20 protein-coding genes are annotated in these 15,417 nt (G+C 60.9%); 9 read left to right on the plus strand and 11 right to left on the minus strand.

Features of this window, described 5'->3' with window-relative positions:
• Position 1 precedes the first annotated feature (1 nt).
• The 9 genes from fliM to GT753_RS10655 all read left to right on the plus strand — a co-directional run bounded on the left by fliM (position 2) and on the right by GT753_RS10655 (position 5,089).
• Positions 2 to 1,006, plus strand: a complete 1,005-nt coding sequence (gene fliM / locus GT753_RS10620) for a flagellar motor switch protein FliM (protein ID WP_004934798.1) — start codon at positions 2 to 4, stop codon at positions 1,004 to 1,006.
• Positions 999 to 1,415 (plus strand): flagellar motor switch protein FliN, encoded by a 417-nt coding sequence (gene fliN / locus GT753_RS10625; RefSeq protein ID WP_004934799.1) that lies wholly within the window; start codon positions 999 to 1,001, stop codon positions 1,413 to 1,415. Before fliM ends, fliN begins: the two co-directional genes overlap by 8 nt.
• Positions 1,415 to 1,819 carry a flagellar biosynthetic protein FliO gene (fliO, locus tag GT753_RS10630; protein ID WP_088381695.1) on the plus strand — a complete coding sequence of 135 codons (405 nt, stop codon included), beginning with the start codon at positions 1,415 to 1,417 and terminating at the stop codon, positions 1,817 to 1,819. The genes fliN and fliO overlap by 1 nt, the downstream gene beginning before the upstream one ends.
• The gene (gene fliP / locus GT753_RS10635) at positions 1,816 to 2,577 is read left to right on the plus strand and encodes a flagellar type III secretion system pore protein FliP (RefSeq protein ID WP_004934802.1); all 762 of its coding nucleotides are present in this window, start codon (positions 1,816 to 1,818) and stop codon (positions 2,575 to 2,577) included. The genes fliO and fliP overlap by 4 nt, the downstream gene beginning before the upstream one ends.
• A 21-nt stretch (positions 2,578 to 2,598) precedes the next feature.
• Positions 2,599 to 2,868 (plus strand): flagellar biosynthesis protein FliQ, encoded by a 270-nt coding sequence (gene fliQ / locus GT753_RS10640; protein WP_004934803.1) that lies wholly within the window; start codon positions 2,599 to 2,601, stop codon positions 2,866 to 2,868.
• A gap of 2 nt (positions 2,869 to 2,870) precedes the next feature.
• Positions 2,871 to 3,653: a flagellar biosynthetic protein FliR gene (fliR, locus tag GT753_RS10645; RefSeq protein WP_015378247.1), complete on the plus strand. Its 783-nt coding sequence runs from the start codon at positions 2,871 to 2,873 to the stop codon at positions 3,651 to 3,653.
• A gap of 354 nt (positions 3,654 to 4,007) precedes the next feature.
• The gene (sra, locus tag GT753_RS25765) at positions 4,008 to 4,142 is read left to right on the plus strand and encodes a stationary-phase-induced ribosome-associated protein (RefSeq protein ID WP_013813483.1); all 135 of its coding nucleotides are present in this window, start codon (positions 4,008 to 4,010) and stop codon (positions 4,140 to 4,142) included.
• 339 nt (positions 4,143 to 4,481) lie between these two features.
• Positions 4,482 to 4,748 (plus strand): hypothetical protein, encoded by a 267-nt coding sequence (locus GT753_RS10650; protein ID WP_015378248.1) that lies wholly within the window; start codon positions 4,482 to 4,484, stop codon positions 4,746 to 4,748.
• A 14-nt stretch (positions 4,749 to 4,762) separates the two neighbouring features.
• Positions 4,763 to 5,089: a hypothetical protein gene (locus tag GT753_RS10655; protein ID WP_015378249.1), complete on the plus strand. Its 327-nt coding sequence runs from the start codon at positions 4,763 to 4,765 to the stop codon at positions 5,087 to 5,089.
• Between the two features lie 187 nt (positions 5,090 to 5,276).
• Here the strand turns inward: GT753_RS10655 and flgL are convergent, their stop codons facing one another.
• The 11 genes from flgL to flgB form a co-directional block, all read right to left on the minus strand.
• Entirely contained in the window at positions 5,277 to 6,236 is a 960-nt protein-coding gene (flgL, locus tag GT753_RS10660) for a flagellar hook-associated protein FlgL (RefSeq protein ID WP_015378250.1), read from the minus strand.
• A 59-nt stretch (positions 6,237 to 6,295) separates the two neighbouring features.
• A complete protein-coding gene (flgK, locus tag GT753_RS10665; RefSeq protein ID WP_015378251.1) occupies positions 6,296 to 7,945 on the minus strand; it encodes a flagellar hook-associated protein FlgK in 1,650 nt (549 codons plus the stop codon).
• Positions 7,946 to 8,150: 205 nt separating this feature from the next.
• The gene (gene flgJ, locus GT753_RS10670) at positions 8,151 to 9,095 is read right to left on the minus strand and encodes a flagellar assembly peptidoglycan hydrolase FlgJ (RefSeq protein WP_160125581.1); all 945 of its coding nucleotides are present in this window, start codon (positions 9,093 to 9,095) and stop codon (positions 8,151 to 8,153) included.
• Positions 9,095 to 10,195, minus strand: coding sequence for a flagellar basal body P-ring protein FlgI (locus GT753_RS10675; RefSeq protein ID WP_004934816.1), 1,101 nt, complete (start codon positions 10,193 to 10,195; stop codon positions 9,095 to 9,097). Before GT753_RS10675 ends, flgJ begins: the two co-directional genes overlap by 1 nt.
• A gap of 10 nt (positions 10,196 to 10,205) precedes the next feature.
• Positions 10,206 to 10,907, minus strand: coding sequence for a flagellar basal body L-ring protein FlgH (flgH, locus tag GT753_RS10680; protein ID WP_004934817.1), 702 nt, complete (start codon positions 10,905 to 10,907; stop codon positions 10,206 to 10,208).
• An 83-nt stretch (positions 10,908 to 10,990) separates the two neighbouring features.
• Positions 10,991 to 11,773, minus strand: coding sequence for a flagellar basal-body rod protein FlgG (gene flgG, locus GT753_RS10685; RefSeq protein ID WP_004934819.1), 783 nt, complete (start codon positions 11,771 to 11,773; stop codon positions 10,991 to 10,993).
• Positions 11,774 to 11,791: 18 nt separating this feature from the next.
• Positions 11,792 to 12,547 (minus strand): flagellar basal body rod protein FlgF, encoded by a 756-nt coding sequence (locus GT753_RS10690; protein WP_015378254.1) that lies wholly within the window; start codon positions 12,545 to 12,547, stop codon positions 11,792 to 11,794.
• Positions 12,548 to 12,559: 12 nt separating this feature from the next.
• Positions 12,560 to 13,783, minus strand: a complete 1,224-nt coding sequence (gene flgE, locus GT753_RS10695) for a flagellar hook protein FlgE (RefSeq protein ID WP_015378255.1) — start codon at positions 13,781 to 13,783, stop codon at positions 12,560 to 12,562.
• A gap of 54 nt (positions 13,784 to 13,837) precedes the next feature.
• Positions 13,838 to 14,515 (minus strand): flagellar hook assembly protein FlgD, encoded by a 678-nt coding sequence (flgD, locus tag GT753_RS10700; protein ID WP_004934824.1) that lies wholly within the window; start codon positions 14,513 to 14,515, stop codon positions 13,838 to 13,840.
• Positions 14,516 to 14,527: 12 nt separating this feature from the next.
• Positions 14,528 to 14,932 carry a flagellar basal body rod protein FlgC gene (flgC, locus tag GT753_RS10705; protein WP_004934826.1) on the minus strand — a complete coding sequence of 135 codons (405 nt, stop codon included), beginning with the start codon at positions 14,930 to 14,932 and terminating at the stop codon, positions 14,528 to 14,530.
• A 5-nt stretch (positions 14,933 to 14,937) separates the two neighbouring features.
• Positions 14,938 to 15,351, minus strand: coding sequence for a flagellar basal body rod protein FlgB (gene flgB / locus GT753_RS10710; protein WP_015378256.1), 414 nt, complete (start codon positions 15,349 to 15,351; stop codon positions 14,938 to 14,940).
• Between the last annotated feature and the right edge of the window lie 66 nt (positions 15,352 to 15,417).

Consider the following 15,417-nt stretch of genomic DNA (forward strand, 5'->3'; position numbering starts at 1 on the left):
TATGGGCGATAGCATTCTTTCACAGGCAGAGATCGACGCCTTGCTCAACGGCGACAGCGCGGGTGATGAACCCGAGGCGGTGGTCGGCAAAGAGAGCGAGGTCAAGCCTTACGATCCGAACACCCAGCGCCGCGTGGTGCGCGAGCGCCTGCACGCGCTGGAAATTATCAACGAACGTTTTGCCCGGCAGTTCCGCATGGGATTGTTCAACCTGCTGCGCCGCAGCCCGGACATTACCGTCGGCCCGATCAAAATCCAGCCGTATCACGAGTTCGCCCGCAACCTGCCGGTGCCGACCAACCTGAACCTGGTGCATCTGAATCCGCTGCGCGGCACCGCCCTGTTCGTGTTCGCGCCGAGCCTGGTGTTCATCGCCGTCGATAACCTGTTCGGCGGCGACGGCCGCTTCCCGACCAAGGTCGAAGGCCGCGAATTCACCCCGACCGAACAACGGGTGATCAAGCGCATGCTGCGTCTGGCGCTGGACGCCTACGGCGACGCCTGGAGCGCCATCTACAAGATCGACGTAGAGTACGTGCGCGCCGAAATGCAGGTGAAGTTCACCAACATCACCACCTCGCCGAACGACATCGTGGTCACCACGCCGTTCCAGGTGGAGATCGGCGCGCTGACCGGCGAGTTCAACATCTGCATTCCCTTCGCGATGATCGAACCGCTGCGCGAGCTGTTGACCAACCCGCCGCTGGAAAATTCGCGGCAGGAAGACAGCCACTGGCGCGAAACGCTGGTGAAGCAGGTGCAGCACTCCGAACTGGAGCTGATCGCCAACTTCGTCGATATCCCGATGCGGCTGTCGAAAGTCCTGAAGCTGCAACCGGGCGATGTATTACCGATAGACAAGCCGGAACGCCTGATCGCCCATGTGGACGGCGTACCGGTTCTGACCAGCCAATACGGCACGTTGAACGGGCAATACGCCCTGCGTGTTGAACATTTGATTAACCCTATTTTGAATGCTCTGAGTGAGGAACAGCCCAATGAGTGATCCTAAGCAACCGTCTGGCGAAGGAAAGGAATCCGTAGACGATCTGTGGGCTGATGCGTTTAACGAGCAGCAGTCTTCAGAGAAATCCGGCGCGAGCACCGAAGGGGTGTTCAAGTCGCTGGAAGCTCAGGATGCGCTCGGCAGCCTGCAGGATATCGACCTGATCCTGGATATTCCGGTCAAGCTGACCGTGGAACTGGGGCGCACCAAGATGACCATCAAAGAGTTGCTGCGCCTGTCGCAGGGTTCGGTGGTGGCGCTGGACGGCCTGGCCGGCGAACCGCTGGATATCCTGATCAACGGTTACCTGATCGCACAAGGTGAAGTGGTGGTGGTGGCCGACAAGTTCGGCGTGCGCATCACCGACATCATCACCCCGTCCGAACGCATGCGTCGACTGAGCCGCTGATGACCGCCGCCGCGCCCGTTACCGTGCAAAGCACCCAACAACCCGCCGCGCCGGCCCTGCCGGCCGGTTCGGTGTTGATGCAGGTCAGCAGCGCGCTCGGCGGCATTCTGCTGCTGATCCTGCTGGCCGGTTGGCTGTTCCGTCGGCTGGGGTTCGCCCCGCAGGCGCGCAACAACAAACTGCTCAACCTGCGCGCCAGTTGCCAGGTCGGGCAGCGCGAACGCGTGGTAGTGGTGGAAGTCGACGACACCCTGCTGGTCTTGGGCGTCACCGCCCAGCAGATCACCCCGCTGCACACCCTGCCCGCCCCGCCGAAAGACGAAGGCGAGGCCAACGCGGCGACGCCGGCGGACTTCCGCCAACTGATGCAAAAAGTTCTGAAACGCCCGGAAAAATCGGCATGACCTCGACTCTTCATACCCTCGTCCGCCGTCCGGCGGTTTGGCTCCCTGCCGCCCTGCTGCTGATCAGCCCGGCGGCTTTTGCACAACTGCCGGGGCTGATCAGCCAGCCGCTGGCCAACGGCGGCCAAAGCTGGTCGCTGCCGGTGCAGACGCTGGTGCTGTTGACCTCGCTGACCTTCTTGCCCGCCATGCTGCTGATGATGACCAGCTTCACCCGCATCATCATCGTGCTCGGCCTGCTGCGCAACGCGCTGGGCACGCCGTCGGCGCCGCCGAACCAGGTGATGCTGGGGCTGGCGTTGTTCCTGACCTTCTTCATCATGTCGCCGGTGTTCGACAAGGTTTATCAGGATGCCTATCTGCCATTCAGCCAGGACAAAATCGGGCTGGAAGTCGCGCTGGATAAAGGCGCGCAGCCGCTGCGCGAATTCATGCTGCGGCAAACGCGCGAAACCGATCTGGCGCTGTACGCCAGACTGGCCAATCAGCCGCCGCTGGCCGGCCCGGAAGCGGTGCCGATGCGCATCCTGCTGCCCGCCTACGTCACCAGCGAACTGAAAACCGCCTTCCAGATCGGCTTTACGGTGTTCATTCCGTTCCTGATTATCGACCTGGTGGTCGCCAGCGTGCTGATGGCGCTGGGGATGATGATGGTGCCGCCGGCCACCATCTCGCTGCCGTTCAAGCTGATGCTGTTCGTGCTGGTCGATGGCTGGCAGCTGCTGCTCGGCTCGCTGGCGCAGAGCTTCTATTCGTAACCCCTGACCGGAGAAAGCGAGATGACACCTGAATCGGTTATGGCGCTCGGCACCGAAGCAATGAAAGTCGCGCTGGCGCTGGCCGCCCCGCTGCTGCTGGCGGCGCTCATCAGCGGCCTGGTGGTCAGCCTGCTGCAGGCCGCCACCCAGATCAACGAAATGACGCTGTCGTTCATCCCCAAAATTCTGGCGGTAGTGGCCACCATCATCATCGCCGGCCCCTGGATGCTGAACCTGTTGCTGGACTACATGCGCACCCTGTTCAGCAACCTGCCTACCCTGATCGGCTGACCGTGCTCACTTTCGACAGCGCCCAGCTCACCGTCTGGCTCAGCCACTATTTTTGGCCGCTGCTGCGCATTCTGGCGCTGATCAGCACCGCGCCGATATTCAGCGAAAAGCAAATCAGCAAAAAGGTCAAAATCGGCCTTGGCGGGCTGATCGTCATCCTGATCGCGCCGACGCTGCCCGCCAGCAATATTCCCATCTTCTCCGCCGCCGGCCTGTGGCTGGCGATTCAGCAAATACTGATCGGCGTGGCGCTGGGGTTGACCATGCAGTTCGCCTTCGCGGCGGTGCGCCTGGCGGGCGAAGTGATCGGCATGCAGATGGGCCTGTCGTTCGCCACCTTCTTCGATCCCAGCGGCGGCCCGAACATGCCGGTGCTGGCGCGCCTGCTTAACCTGCTGGCGATGTTGCTGTTCCTCAGCTTCGACGGCCATCTGTGGCTGATTTCGCTGCTGGCGGACAGCTTCCATACCCTGCCTGTCCAAGCGCAGCCGCTGAACGGCAACGGTTTCCTGGTGTTAACCCAGGTCGGCTCGCTGATCTTCATCAACGGCATGATGTTGGCGCTGCCGCTGATCTGCCTGCTGTTGACGCTGAACATGGCGCTCGGCCTGCTCAACCGCATGACGCCGCAGCTGTCGGTGTTCGTGATCGGCTTCCCGGTCACCATGACCTTCGGCATCATGACGCTGGGCATGATGATGCCGATGCTGGCGCCGTTCTGCGAACACCTGTTCGGCGAAGTGTTCGATCGATTGGCGGCGGTGATCGGCGGCATGACCTTCTGATCCCCTGTGCGGCCCCTTCCTTCCCCCCTCTTCCGCCTGAGACAAAATGGCAATAAAAACGTTTTCTTGGGACAAAAGCCTGAGAAACGGCTTTTATCCGGATTAAGGTTCAAATGTCTCCGGCGGCTTGAATAAATAAAACCCCGACCTAGAATAGACCCGGTAACAAAAATATCGCCACAGCGCGTGAGTCTCCGCAGCGATAATATACAACCATTGATTAGAGAAAAATAAAATAACGCAGCCACGCAGAGTTAAATGCGCGGCAGATTCCTTGCATCTTAAATAAATGCGTCCGGTGCCCGCCGGCTGCAGGGAGCAGCATCGATCTTTGCTAACCATAGGAGCGACATCATGATTAAAGCGAAAAGCAACCGCAAAGCACGCCGGTTATTCGGTTTGACCCACTGGAAAAGCAACAAGTTTAGAGTTTCCTTCACCGAGACCAGCGATGGCGGAAAATGGAAAGTGGTGAAGAAAAAGAAATAATCACGCAGGACCTGTAGCAAAATTCCGGGTTGCGCCTCTATCCGGCTTCTGCAACGTCATTCGACGCGGCGCCGCATCGGCAGCCCGGGACCCACACTCATCACTCGCCGGCAAACCGTGCCGGTGTACTTTATTCTTAGGAAGGGAATAACGCGCCACATCACCCTGGCTGCTGCGTTAAATTTAAAAATAATGTATTAATGATTTAATTTACTCACACCCCTTATTTATTCACTGACAAGAAAAATCGATTTCCCACCTTATTTCCCCAGCGTTATATTGAAAACAACCTTGCTACCAGTACGCGGCAAGCCTCACTAAAATATAAACGGTGTAAATATGAAGATAAAGTTTCAGCTGAGTGATTTATTCATCAGCGGCATCGCCCTTTTGATCATGAGCACTATTTTAAACACACTGGGTTTTTCCTGGGGTTTATTTGCTCTGCCGCCTGGCGTCGATAGTTTTGTCATCATCCCGTTTACCTTATTTGGCTCATTGAAGTTGGCCGAGTGCCTCTATAAGCCAATACGCTGGCTGCTAAATGAGAGCCGCAAATCTCAAATCGAAAATAACAACCCTAAAAATAACGCTAAGTCGCGTTAACAGGAGATCGACCTATGCTGAGAGAACTGACCAGAGAAGAAATGCAACGGATTGGCGGCGCCGGTGACGGCAATAACGGCGGCGACCGGGATCGCGACTATGGCCCAAGCTCCTACGGCGCGCAGGCGAACGGCTTCCAGCCTAATTGGGCGGCGAAAGGCTATGGGCTATTTCAGGATCCTTGTACCGGCGCAGTGGTGACCGGCGCCATTGCCATGGCCGGCGCCCTGGCCAGCCGTAACGGCAGTGCAATTGGCACTGCGGCAGCCTCAGCCTTCGTCAACATAGGCGGTCAATGCACTAAAGGGTCCGGCAACGATCGCGGCGTGCCTTTCCGCTAACGCGTAAGCTGAATGGGGAACATGCAGACAAAAAAAGGCGCGTCACTCAGTCAGTAGTGGGAGAACGAGCGACGCGCCAAACGAGTGCGCCCGGTTTCAAGAAGCCTCCCTCCCCGCGGGGCGGAGAAGGCGTTTTCTAAGCGCACTAAAGGGAAACCCGTCGCGGTCAGGCAACGGGATATTGCTCTTAACGATTCATCTGGAACAACGACATGCCCTGCATATCGCTGAAGGTTTTATACGACGCCTGCAGCGCCGCCTGCTGCATGAAATAAGACGAGATAGACTCGGCCAGGTCGGCATCCGTCAACGCGCTCATCTGGATCTGGTTGGTCATATCGCGCTCTTTGCCGATGCTGTCCAGTTGATCCATCTCCTGCAGCTGGCTGCCCAGCTCGGCGCGCACGCTCAGCACGTTGTTGTAGGAGTTGTCCAGGCCGCGGTTGGCTTTCGCCAGCGCATCGTTCACCTGTTGCTTGGTGGCCTCGTCGGCGCCCTGCAGCGGGATTTTCAGCGCGTTCAGCGCGATATCGATGCTCTCGAATACGTTGCTGACCGGCGCGCTGCCGTCCGGCTCGGGCTTCGGGTTGCTGGTCAACGACATGAACACCGCGTTGCCGGTATGGCCGATGGTCATGGTGCGGTTGGCGTCCACTTTCTGCTGAACCGTCTTGTCGCCGCCCTGATAGCTGACGGTGCCGCCGTTGTCGACGAACGGCGCCTTGTCGTTCACATACCCGCCGAACATATAGCGGCCGTTGCCGTCGGTGCTGTTGGCCTGGTTCAGCAGCTGATCTTTCAGCCCCTGCAGCTGAGTGGCCAGCGACTGGCGATCGTTATCGCTTTCCGTACCGCCGGCATTGACGATCAGCGCCTTCATGTCCGCGATGGTGGAGGTCGCGCCGGCCAAGACCGTTTCTTCCATCGACACGTTCTGACGAGCGAAGGTGCGCGCCAGCGTGTACTGGCTGTTTTCCGCCTGCGATTGCGACAACATCACCGCGCGCGACGCCGCCAGCGGATCGTCGGACGGGTTGATCACCCGCTTGCCCGAGGAAAGCTGCTCGGCCGCCTTCATGAACAGCGACTGGTTGCCCGTGATGCCGTTCATGTTCTGTTGGTACATCATGCTGGTGCTCATGCGCATGCTGTGGGTTCCTTACTCTGAGCGACCGGCGCCGTTATCGGCGCCGATTAACAATGAAATCAACGAATATTCAGCAGCGCGTCGAACAGCGAGCTGGCGGTCTGAATCACCTGCGCGTTGGCCATGTAGTACTGCTGGAAACGCAGCAGCTCGCCATACTCTTCGTCAAGGTTGACGCCGGACATCGACTGCTGTTGCGCGCCCAGCTGCGTGACGATCTTGGCCTGCGAGGTGGCGATGGCCTTGGCGGCAGCGGTCTGGTTGCCGACGCCGCTGACGATGCCGGCGTAAGCGCCGCTCAGGGTCGCCTTGCCGTCCACCAGGTTTTTGGTTTGCAGATCCAGCAGCTTCTTGGCGTTTTCGTTATCGCCGCGGCCGCTGTCGTCTTTACCGGCGGCGGCGATCTTGGACGAATCGGTGATGGCCACTTTCAGATTGCCCGCCACGTCGCTGACCGGCTTCACGGTGAAGCTGTCTTTGGCCTGCGCATTGCCGTCGATGCTCACTTCCAACCCGTCGAAGTTCAGCGTCGGCTTGCCGTCGGCGCTGGTGCCCGGCGTCGCGTTGACTTTCACGTTGTCCGGCAGGCGGCTCACCTGCCAGCTGCTGCCGTCGAACTCGACGCGATAATCGTTGGCCTTCACCTTGCCGGTATCGGTGTAAGAGACCGACAGCGACGCGTCGCCGGTGTTGCGGGTGTTATCCACCACCCGGCCGCCGCTGAAGCTGAAGAAGTCGCCGCCCGCGTCGCCGTTCAGATCGAAGCCGGCGCGATGCTGTTGGTTAAAGCTGTCCGCCATCGCCAGCGCCAACTGGCCCAGCTGATTGCGCACGCCGTCCAGCGTTTCGCTGCGGAATTTCAGCACGCCGCTCAGCGTACCGCTGGTGATCTGGCCTTCCGGCACTTCACTGGCGCCGTTGCCGCGGTTATAGCCGATGGTCAGACGGGAAGGATCGCTGCTGGATGGCACGGCTTCCACCTGATAGGTGTTGCTGCCCTGCACCAGGGTCAAGCCGTTGGCGAAGGAGACGGTATAGGCGTCGCCGTCCTGTTGCGTGACCTGTACGCCCACCAGCTGGTTCAATTCGGTGACCAGCTGATCGCGCTGATCCAGCAACGCATTCGGCTCGCCGGCGGCGCTGCCGCGCAAACGGGTGATCTCGTCGTTCAGTTTGGCGATCTGTTGGCCGTAGCTGTTGATCTGCTGCGCCGTATCGCTGATCTGTTGATTAACGCCGTTATCCATGTCGCGCAGGAATTTGTCGGTGTTGTTGAACTGATTCACCAGGCCGTTGGCCTTGCCCAGCACCGTCTGGCGCGCGGCGTCGTCACCGGCGTTGCTCACCAGGTTCTGCAGGTTGGTAAAGAAATCCTGCATGTTGGTCGACAGCGGGTTGGTCTTGCTCGCCAACAGGTTGTCGATCTGTGAAATCTTCTCGTAATAGGCGTTTTGCGCCCCGAACGCGCTTTGCGCGCCGCGCAGCTGGTTGGTGATGAACTGGTTGTACTCGCGATTAACGCTGGTGACGGTCACGCCGTTGCCGATAAAGCCGCTCATGGTGGCCATGCCGCCGTTCTGCGCCAGGATCGCGGTCTGACGGTTGTAGCCCGCCACGTTGTAGTTGGAGATGTTGTTGCTGACGGTACTGAGCGCCACCTGAGCCGCATTCAGCCCGCTCATCGCGGTATTGATTAAGCTATTGGACATCGGAATTCCTTATGCTGCGGCGCCGGCGGCCCACAGGGTTCTTAATTGAGCTGCTGAGCCTGTTCGCTCAGCCTGTTTCGGTTATCGGCAAAAATGAGAAGAACTTGAGGAAAAAAAGCGGCAATGTAGTCAGCATCCAGCGAGCCTCCATTGCCGCCTACCCCTAAATAATTGGCGCCGCTGCGGCGTCAAGAATGACGGGGATTTAGAACAAATCTTTCAGATCGTGGGAGTAAGCTTTCACCGCCTGTTCCCCGGCGTTCTTCATCTGCTGAATCACGCTGACCAACTTGCTGGCGTACTGGGGATCGGTGGCATAGCCGGCGCGCTGCAGCGCATGCGCCGCCTGTTCCGGGCTGCGCGCGGCGGCCACGTCGGCGTAGCGCGGGTTGTTGGTCAGCAGTTTGACGTAATCGGCGATCGCCTCGACGTACGAGCCGTAGACGCGGAACTTCGCCTTCACCTTCTTCGCCGCGCCCTGTTCGAACTCGGTGGTGGTGATCTCCGTTACCGGCCCGTTCCAGCTGCCGCCGGCCTTGATGCCGAACAGGTTGTAGCTCGGCGTGCCGTCTGAGGTCGGGATCTCGCGCTGCCCCCAGCCGGACTCCAGCGCCGCCTGCGCGACGATCAGCTGATGCGGAATGCCGCTCTGCTGGCTGGCGACCTTCGCCGGTATCGACAGGCGGGCGACGAAGTTGCCGTTGTTGAGCGACAGCGGCGCGGCGGCCGGCGGGGCTTTCGGCATCGCCCGGCGCACCATCTGCTCCAGCGCCTGGTTCGGCAGCGTTTGCAGCACCTCGTTGTCCAGCGCCATCGGCGACAGGCCCGCGGTTTCGCTCGGCACCGCGTTGGCGTTGCTCATCTGCTTGACCATCATGTCGGCCAGCCCCAGCCCTTTTTGCGACATCTGCTGGGCGATTTGCTGATCGTACATCGAGGTATAGAGCCGCGTTTGATCGCTGCTCAATACCCCGTCCTGCGGCAAGGCGGATCGCATGCTTTTCAGCATCATCTGCACGAACATGCCTTCCACCTGCTGGGCCACCTGCTTGAGGTTGCCCTGCGGGTCGGCCGCCGCGTCGCGCTTCAGGCCGTTCAGCGCCTGGGCGTCATAGGCCGCGCCCGACATCGCCATCAGATCGCCGGCCATCAGATGATTTCCAGCTTGGCGCGCAGGCAGCCGGCGCTCTGCATCGCCTGCAGGATCGACATCAGATCGATCGGCGTGGCGCCCAGCGCATTCAGCGCGCGGATCACATTGTTCAGGTTGGCGCTGGCATTCACCTTCTGCAGCGACCCACCCTGCTGTTGCACCGAGATCTGGGTGTTAGGCGTCACCACCGTCTGGCCGCCGCCGAACGGGGTCGTTGGCTGGCTGACGGTGTTCTGCCGATCGACCACCACCGACAGGTTGCCCTGGGCCACGGCGCAAGAATCGAGGATCACATCGCGGTTCATCACCACCGAACCGGTGCGCGAGTTGATGATCACCTTGGCGTCCATCGCGCCGACGTTGACGGTGATGTTTTGAATCTCCGCCAGGAAGCGCACCTGAGAGCTGTTGCCCTGTGGCACCAGCACCTGAATGGTGCGGGCGTCGAGCGGCGTCGCGGTGCCGCCGCCGCGTTGGCGGTTGATGGCGTCGCTGATCTGCTGCGCCAGCGTGAAATCCTCGTCGTTCAGCTGCAGGTTGAGCACCCCGCCGCTGCCGAAGGTGGTCGGCAACTCGCGTTCGATGGTGGCGCCGTTGCTGATGCGCCCGCCCGCCAACTGGTTGACCTGCACGCTGCTGCCGCCGGCCGCCGCGCCCGCGCCGCCCACCAGCACGTTGCCCTGCGCCAGCGCATAAACCTGGTTATCCACGCCTTTGAGCGGCGTCATCAGCAGGGTGCCGCCACGCAGGCTCTTGGCGTTGCCCATCGAAGAAACCACCACGTCGATATTCTGCCCGGCGCGCGAGAACGGCGGCAGTTTGGCGGTCACCATCACCGCCGCCACGTTTTTCAGCTGCATATTGGTGCCCGGTGGCACGGTGATACCCAGCTGCGACAGCATATTGCTGAGGCTTTGGGTGGTGAACGGCGTCTGCATGGTCTGGTCGCCGGAGCCGTCCAACCCCACCACCAGGCCGTAGCCGATCAGGGCGTTGTCTCGCACGCCCTGCACCGTCACCAGATCGCGGATGCGCTCCGCCGCCGCCGGCAAGCACACCAGCCCGACGCACAGCGCGATAAACCATTTTTTCAGCATCAGTCAATCCTTAGAACGGTGAAACATTTAAGAAGAAGCGCTGCAGCCAGCCCATGGTCTGCGCCTCGTTGATATAGCCATTGCCGACGTATTCGATCCGCGCGTCCGCCACCTGCGTCGAGGTGACCGAGTTGTTGCCGCTGATGGTGCGCGGGTTGACGACGCCGGAGAAACGAATGAATTCGGTGCCCTGGTTGATGGCGATCTGCTTTTCCCCCACCACGTGCAGGTTGCCGTTGGCCAGTACCTGGTTGACCGTCACCGTAATGGTGCCGTTGAAGGTGTTGTTGGCGTTGGCGCCGCCCTTGCCGCCGAAGGTGCTGTCGCCGGAAATGTCCATATCGGCGCGCGCATTGCCCAACAGGCCGTCGAGGTAACGCGGCGAGGTGGCGACGCCGAACTTGCTGGCGCCGTTGCGGCTGGCGTTGGCGGAGGAGCTTTTGCTGGCGCTGACGTTTTCCTGCAGCACGATGGTCAGGGTGTCGCCGACGTTGCGCGGCCGGCGGTCTTCGAACAGCGGCTGATAGCCGTAGTTCATCGGCTGCACCGTCTGGAAGATTGAGCCGTTCGGCATCGGCGCGCTGGCCGGCGCGGGCTGCGCCGTGGTCGCGCCGTCCACCAGCGGTTTATGCGGAATATAAGCGCAGCCGCTCAGCGTCAGCATCACCATTCCCGCCAGCCAGCGTTGTCCCTGCCGCGGCAGGATTGCCATCGAATATGTGGTTACCACGGGTATCGCCTTTGTTTCACGAAAGAGAATGACGGGCGCGGCATGCCGGGCCCGTCAAGGACAGATTACAGTTGCGTCAGCTTTTGCAGCATCTGATCGGAGGTCGATACCGCTTTGCTGTTGATCTCATAAGCGCGCTGAGTCTGGATCATGTTGACCAGCTCTTCCGCCACGTTGACGTTGGAGGTCTCCACGTAGCCCTGATACAGCAGACCGGCGCCGTTCAGCCCCGGCGTGCTCTCGTTCGGCGCGCCCGAGCTTTCGGTTTCCTGATACAGGTTCTCGCCCACGCTCTCCAGACCGCTGTCGTTGACAAAGGTCGTCAGCGTCAGTTGGCCCACCTGCTGAGCGGCGGTCTGCCCTTGCTGGGTAACGCTGACGATGCCGTCGCGGCCGACGGTGATGGACAGCGCGTTCGCCGGAATGGTGATCGCCGGCTGCACCTGGAAACCGCTGGAGGTGACCAGCTGGCCGTTCTGATCGATCTGGAACGACCCGTCACGGGTGTAAGCCTGGGTGCCGTCCGGCAACATCACCTGGAAGAAACCCTGCCCCTTGATGGCGACGTCTTTGCTGTTGTTAGTCTGCGACAGGTTGCCCTGGCTGTGCAGGCGCTCGGTCGCCACCGGGCGCACGCCGGTGCCGATCTGCAGACCGGAAGGCAGCGTAGTCTGCTCGGAGGACTGCGCGCCCGGCTGACGCATGGTCTGGTACAGCAGATCTTCAAATACCGCACGCTGGCGCTTGAAGCCGTTGGTGCTGACGTTCGCCAGGTTGTTGGCGATCACGTCCATGTTGGTCTGCTGCGCGTCCAGACCGGTTTTGGCAATCCATAAGGATGGAATCATCGGTTATTTCCTTGCTGCTTAGCTCACTGAGAGCAGTGAGTTGGCACGCTGTTCGTTTTCATCCACGCTGTGGATGACCTTCATTTGCATTTCAAAACGGCGGGCGTTGGCGATCATGTCAACCATGGTCTCCATCGGCTTGACGTTGCTGCCTTCCAGCACCCCGGGCATCACCCGCACCTGCGGATCGTTTTGCAACTGATTGCCGCGCAGCTGTTGGGTTTCCGGCGTCAGGCGGAACAGCCCGTCGTCACCGCGCATCACTTCGCGCGCATCGGCCTTCACCAGCTTCAGGCGGCCAATCTGCGCGATGGTGTTCGGCGGATCGCCGGCGTTCAGCGCCGAAATGGTGCCGTCGGCCGCGATGGTGATCTCCGCCGACGGCGGCACCTCGATCGGCCCGCCGTCGCCCATCAGCGGCATCCCCTGCACCGTCAACTGCCCGGTGGAGGAAATCTGAATGTTGCCGTTGCGGGTGTAAGCTTCACCGCCGCCCGGCAGGCTCACCGCCAAAAAACCATCCTGCTGCAGCGCCACGTCCAGCGGGCGCGCCGTGTAGTTCAGCGCGCCCTGGCTCATGTCGGCGCCCGGCGTCGAGGCAGTCACCAAGGTGCGTGTCGCCAGGCTCGGACCGTCGACCGGCACCGCGCGCAGCGCGGCGAGCTGGGCGCGAAAGCCCGGCGTCGACGCATTGGCCAGGTTGTTGGCGGTAATGGATTGCTGCTCCAGCGTTTGGCGAGCCGCGCCCATCGCGGTATAAATCGCGTGATCCATAACTCGGCCCTATTAGCGCAGGCTAACCAGCGTCTGCAGGATGGAGTCCTGCGTCTTGATGGTCTGGGCGTTGGACTGGTAGTTACGCTGTGCGACGATCATGTTCACCAGCTCCTGGCTCAGATCGACGTTGGAAGACTCCAGCGCGCCGCTGGTCAGCTTACCGAAGCCGCCGCCGCCCGACAGACCAACGCGTGGCTGGCCGGACGCGCCGGTTTCCTGCCAAACGTTATCGCCCTGCGACGCCAGCCCTTCCGGGTTGGAGAAGTTGGCCATGACGATCTGACCCAGCACCTGGGTCTGCTGGTTGGAGTAGATGCCCACCACTGTGCCGTCGTTGTTGATCTGGAAGTTGGTGTATTCACCGGCGGCATAGCCGTCCTGCGCCACCTTGCTCACCGAGTCGCTGCCTACGTTCTGCTGCATGCTGCCGGCGAAGCTCAGGGTGAAGTTTTGCGCCGGCGCGCCGTCTTTGGCGGTCATCGGGATCACCATGCTGAACTCGCCCGGCGCGCCGTTGGTGCTGGTGGTTTTCACCAGATTACCGCTGGTGCTGAACTCCATGGTGCCGGCGTTCACTGGCGCCGCGCTGCCGTCCTGGGTGTAGACCTGCCACTTGTTGTCTTCGGTCTTCACAAAGTAAGCGTTGATGTTGTGCGCATTACCCAGCGAGTCGTAAGCGGTGATGGTGTTGACGTAGTTGTAGCTGTCCTGCTTGGTCGGATCGAAAGTCTTGTTTTCCGGCACTTTATGGGTGGACTTCAGGTTGGCCACCATCTCGCCGGAGGTGGACGCCTTGGCGTTCATCATGCCTTCGGGAATGCTCAGCGGCACCGGGTTGGCGCCCTGCTGGATGGTCGGTGGGGAACCGGCCGCCGGGTAACCGGTCAGCTGCAGGCCCTGCATGTTGGTCAGGTTGCGGTTCTCGTCCAGTTTGAACTGGCCGTTGCGGGTATAGAAGATGCCACCGTCTTTATCCTGCATGCGGAAAAAGCCGTTGCCGTTGATGGCCACATCCAGCGCGCGGCTGGTGCCGGTGGTGGTGCCGCCCTTGAAGTTCTGGGTGATGCCGGACACTTTGACGCCCAGCCCGACCTGCGAACCGGCGAACATGTCGGCAAAGGAGACGCTGCCGGATTTGAAGCCCGCGGTTGCGGAGTTGGCGATGTTGTTACCGATCACGTCCAGGTTGGTTGCTGCCGCGTTCAAGCCGCTGACTGCCTGAGAAAAGGCCATGTTATTCTCCGAATAGTGGTCAGGCTATCGTCCGATTGAGCCTGATGCTTAGGGTTATAAGATCTGTCGCACGTCTTCCAGGGTGGCGTTGCCCGCCAGGCCGAGATCCAGCTTGGCGCCGTTGCCGTCGCGGATCACGCCATTCACCAGCCCGAAGTGCAGGCTGCGCGCCACCAGCTGCTCGCCGTTGCCTTTGGCGTTAATCGCCACTTTGTAGGCGCCGTCGGGCGCGGTGGAGCCGTCATCCAGCGAGCCGTCCCAGGTGAAGGCGTGCACGCCGGCGGTCAGGCCGCCAATTTCAATGGTGCGCACCACCTGCCCGCTGGCGTTGGTGATGGTGGCGGTCACCTGATCGGCGGCGCGCTCCAGTTCCACGCCGAACGGCGTGGTGCTGACCTTGCCGTCCTTGCTGCCGACCAGAATATTGTTGCCCGGCACCATCACGCCGTGACCGATCAGCGCAGTGGCCTGCAGCGACTGGTTGCTGTTGATCTGGCCGGAGATCGACCCCAGCGTGGTGTTAAGCTTTTCGATACCCTGAACGGTGTTGATCTGCGCCAGCTGCGACGTCAGCTCGTTGTTCTGCATCGGATTGGTCGGATCCTGGTTTTTCAACTGCGCGACCAGCAGCGTCAGGAAGCTGTTGTGCAGATCCTGGCTGTTGGTGGTCTTGCTGTTGTTACCGATGACGGTGTTGTCCAACGACTCGTTGGTGGTTGCGGCGATAGCCATGGAAATCTCCGGTTACTGACCCAGCGTCAGGGTTTTCATCATCATCGACTTGGTGGTGTTGAGCACCTCGACGTTGGCCTGGTAGCTGCGGGAAGCGGAGATGGTGTTGACCATTTCCCCCACCACGTCGACGTTCGGCATGCGCACATACCCCTTGGCGTCCGCCAGCGGGTTGCCCGGCTGATACACCAGGCGCTCGGGCGCCGGATCGTCCACCACCTGGGCGACGCGCACGCCGCCGGTCGGCTGCCCTGGCGCCGCCGCGACCTGGAACACCACCTGCTTGGCGCGGTAAGGTTCACCGTCCGGGCCGGTCACGCTGTCGGCGTTGGCCATGTTGCTGGCGCTGACGTTCATGCGCTGGGATTGCGCCGATAACGCCGAGCCGGAGATATCAAAAATATTCAGTAAAGACATGCGCCTTATCCTTGTTGCAGCACGGACATCATCCCTTTGATCTGCCCGTTGAGCAGCGTCAGGTCGGTCTGATATTTCAGGCTGTTATCGGCAAAGTTGGTGCGTTCGCGATCCATGTCCACCGTATTGCCGTCCATCGACGGCTGGTCCGGCACTCGGAACAGCAGATCAAGCTGTGGCGGCTGCAGGGTCTGCGCCGGGATGTGGCGCGCCGCCGTCAGGTTCAGCGCCATGCCGTTGCCGCTGACGCGCCCCTGCTCCAGTACTTTGTTCAATTGGCTGGCGAAATCGATATCCCGCGCCTGATAACCCGGTGTGTCTGCGTTGGCGATGTTGGCGGCCAGAATTTCCTGCCGCTGGGCGCGCAAGTTCAGCGCCTCTTGGCCAAAGCGCAGAGCCGCGTCCAGTTTGTCGAGCATGCTCCCTCCGCGAGGTTAGAATTTGGAGTCGACAGCATAAACGCCCCCTGCGCCACCCTATCGCGG

The sequence above is a fragment of the Serratia sp. Z4 genome (assembly GCF_009900725.1).
In the GTDB taxonomy this organism is placed as follows: Bacteria; Pseudomonadota; Gammaproteobacteria; order Enterobacterales; family Enterobacteriaceae; genus Serratia; species Serratia nematodiphila.

Coding starts and splice junctions, on each gene's coding strand:
- fliM (WP_004934798.1), top strand. CDS start 2: ATGGGCGATAGCATTCTTTCACAGGCAGAGATCGACGCCTTGCTCAAC.
- fliN (WP_004934799.1), top strand. CDS start 999: ATGAGTGATCCTAAGCAACCGTCTGGCGAAGGAAAGGAATCCGTAGAC.
- fliO (WP_088381695.1), top strand. CDS start 1,415: ATGACCGCCGCCGCGCCCGTTACCGTGCAAAGCACCCAACAACCCGCC.
- fliP (WP_004934802.1), top strand. CDS start 1,816: ATGACCTCGACTCTTCATACCCTCGTCCGCCGTCCGGCGGTTTGGCTC.
- fliQ (WP_004934803.1), top strand. CDS start 2,599: ATGACACCTGAATCGGTTATGGCGCTCGGCACCGAAGCAATGAAAGTC.
- sra (WP_013813483.1), top strand. CDS start 4,008: ATGATTAAAGCGAAAAGCAACCGCAAAGCACGCCGGTTATTCGGTTTG.
- GT753_RS10650 (WP_015378248.1), top strand. CDS start 4,482: ATGAAGATAAAGTTTCAGCTGAGTGATTTATTCATCAGCGGCATCGCC.
- GT753_RS10655 (WP_015378249.1), top strand. CDS start 4,763: ATGCTGAGAGAACTGACCAGAGAAGAAATGCAACGGATTGGCGGCGCC.
- flgL (WP_015378250.1), bottom strand. CDS start 6,236: ATGCGCATGAGCACCAGCATGATGTACCAACAGAACATGAACGGCATC.
- flgK (WP_015378251.1), bottom strand. CDS start 7,945: ATGTCCAATAGCTTAATCAATACCGCGATGAGCGGGCTGAATGCGGCT.
- flgJ (WP_160125581.1), bottom strand. CDS start 9,095: ATGGCCGGCGATCTGATGGCGATGTCGGGCGCGGCCTATGACGCCCAG.
- GT753_RS10675 (WP_004934816.1), bottom strand. CDS start 10,195: ATGCTGAAAAAATGGTTTATCGCGCTGTGCGTCGGGCTGGTGTGCTTG.
- flgH (WP_004934817.1), bottom strand. CDS start 10,907: ATGGCAATCCTGCCGCGGCAGGGACAACGCTGGCTGGCGGGAATGGTG.
- flgG (WP_004934819.1), bottom strand. CDS start 11,773: ATGATTCCATCCTTATGGATTGCCAAAACCGGTCTGGACGCGCAGCAG.
- GT753_RS10690 (WP_015378254.1), bottom strand. CDS start 12,547: ATGGATCACGCGATTTATACCGCGATGGGCGCGGCTCGCCAAACGCTG.
- flgE (WP_015378255.1), bottom strand. CDS start 13,783: ATGGCCTTTTCTCAGGCAGTCAGCGGCTTGAACGCGGCAGCAACCAAC.
- flgD (WP_004934824.1), bottom strand. CDS start 14,515: ATGGCTATCGCCGCAACCACCAACGAGTCGTTGGACAACACCGTCATC.
- flgC (WP_004934826.1), bottom strand. CDS start 14,932: ATGTCTTTACTGAATATTTTTGATATCTCCGGCTCGGCGTTATCGGCG.
- flgB (WP_015378256.1), bottom strand. CDS start 15,351: ATGCTCGACAAACTGGACGCGGCTCTGCGCTTTGGCCAAGAGGCGCTG.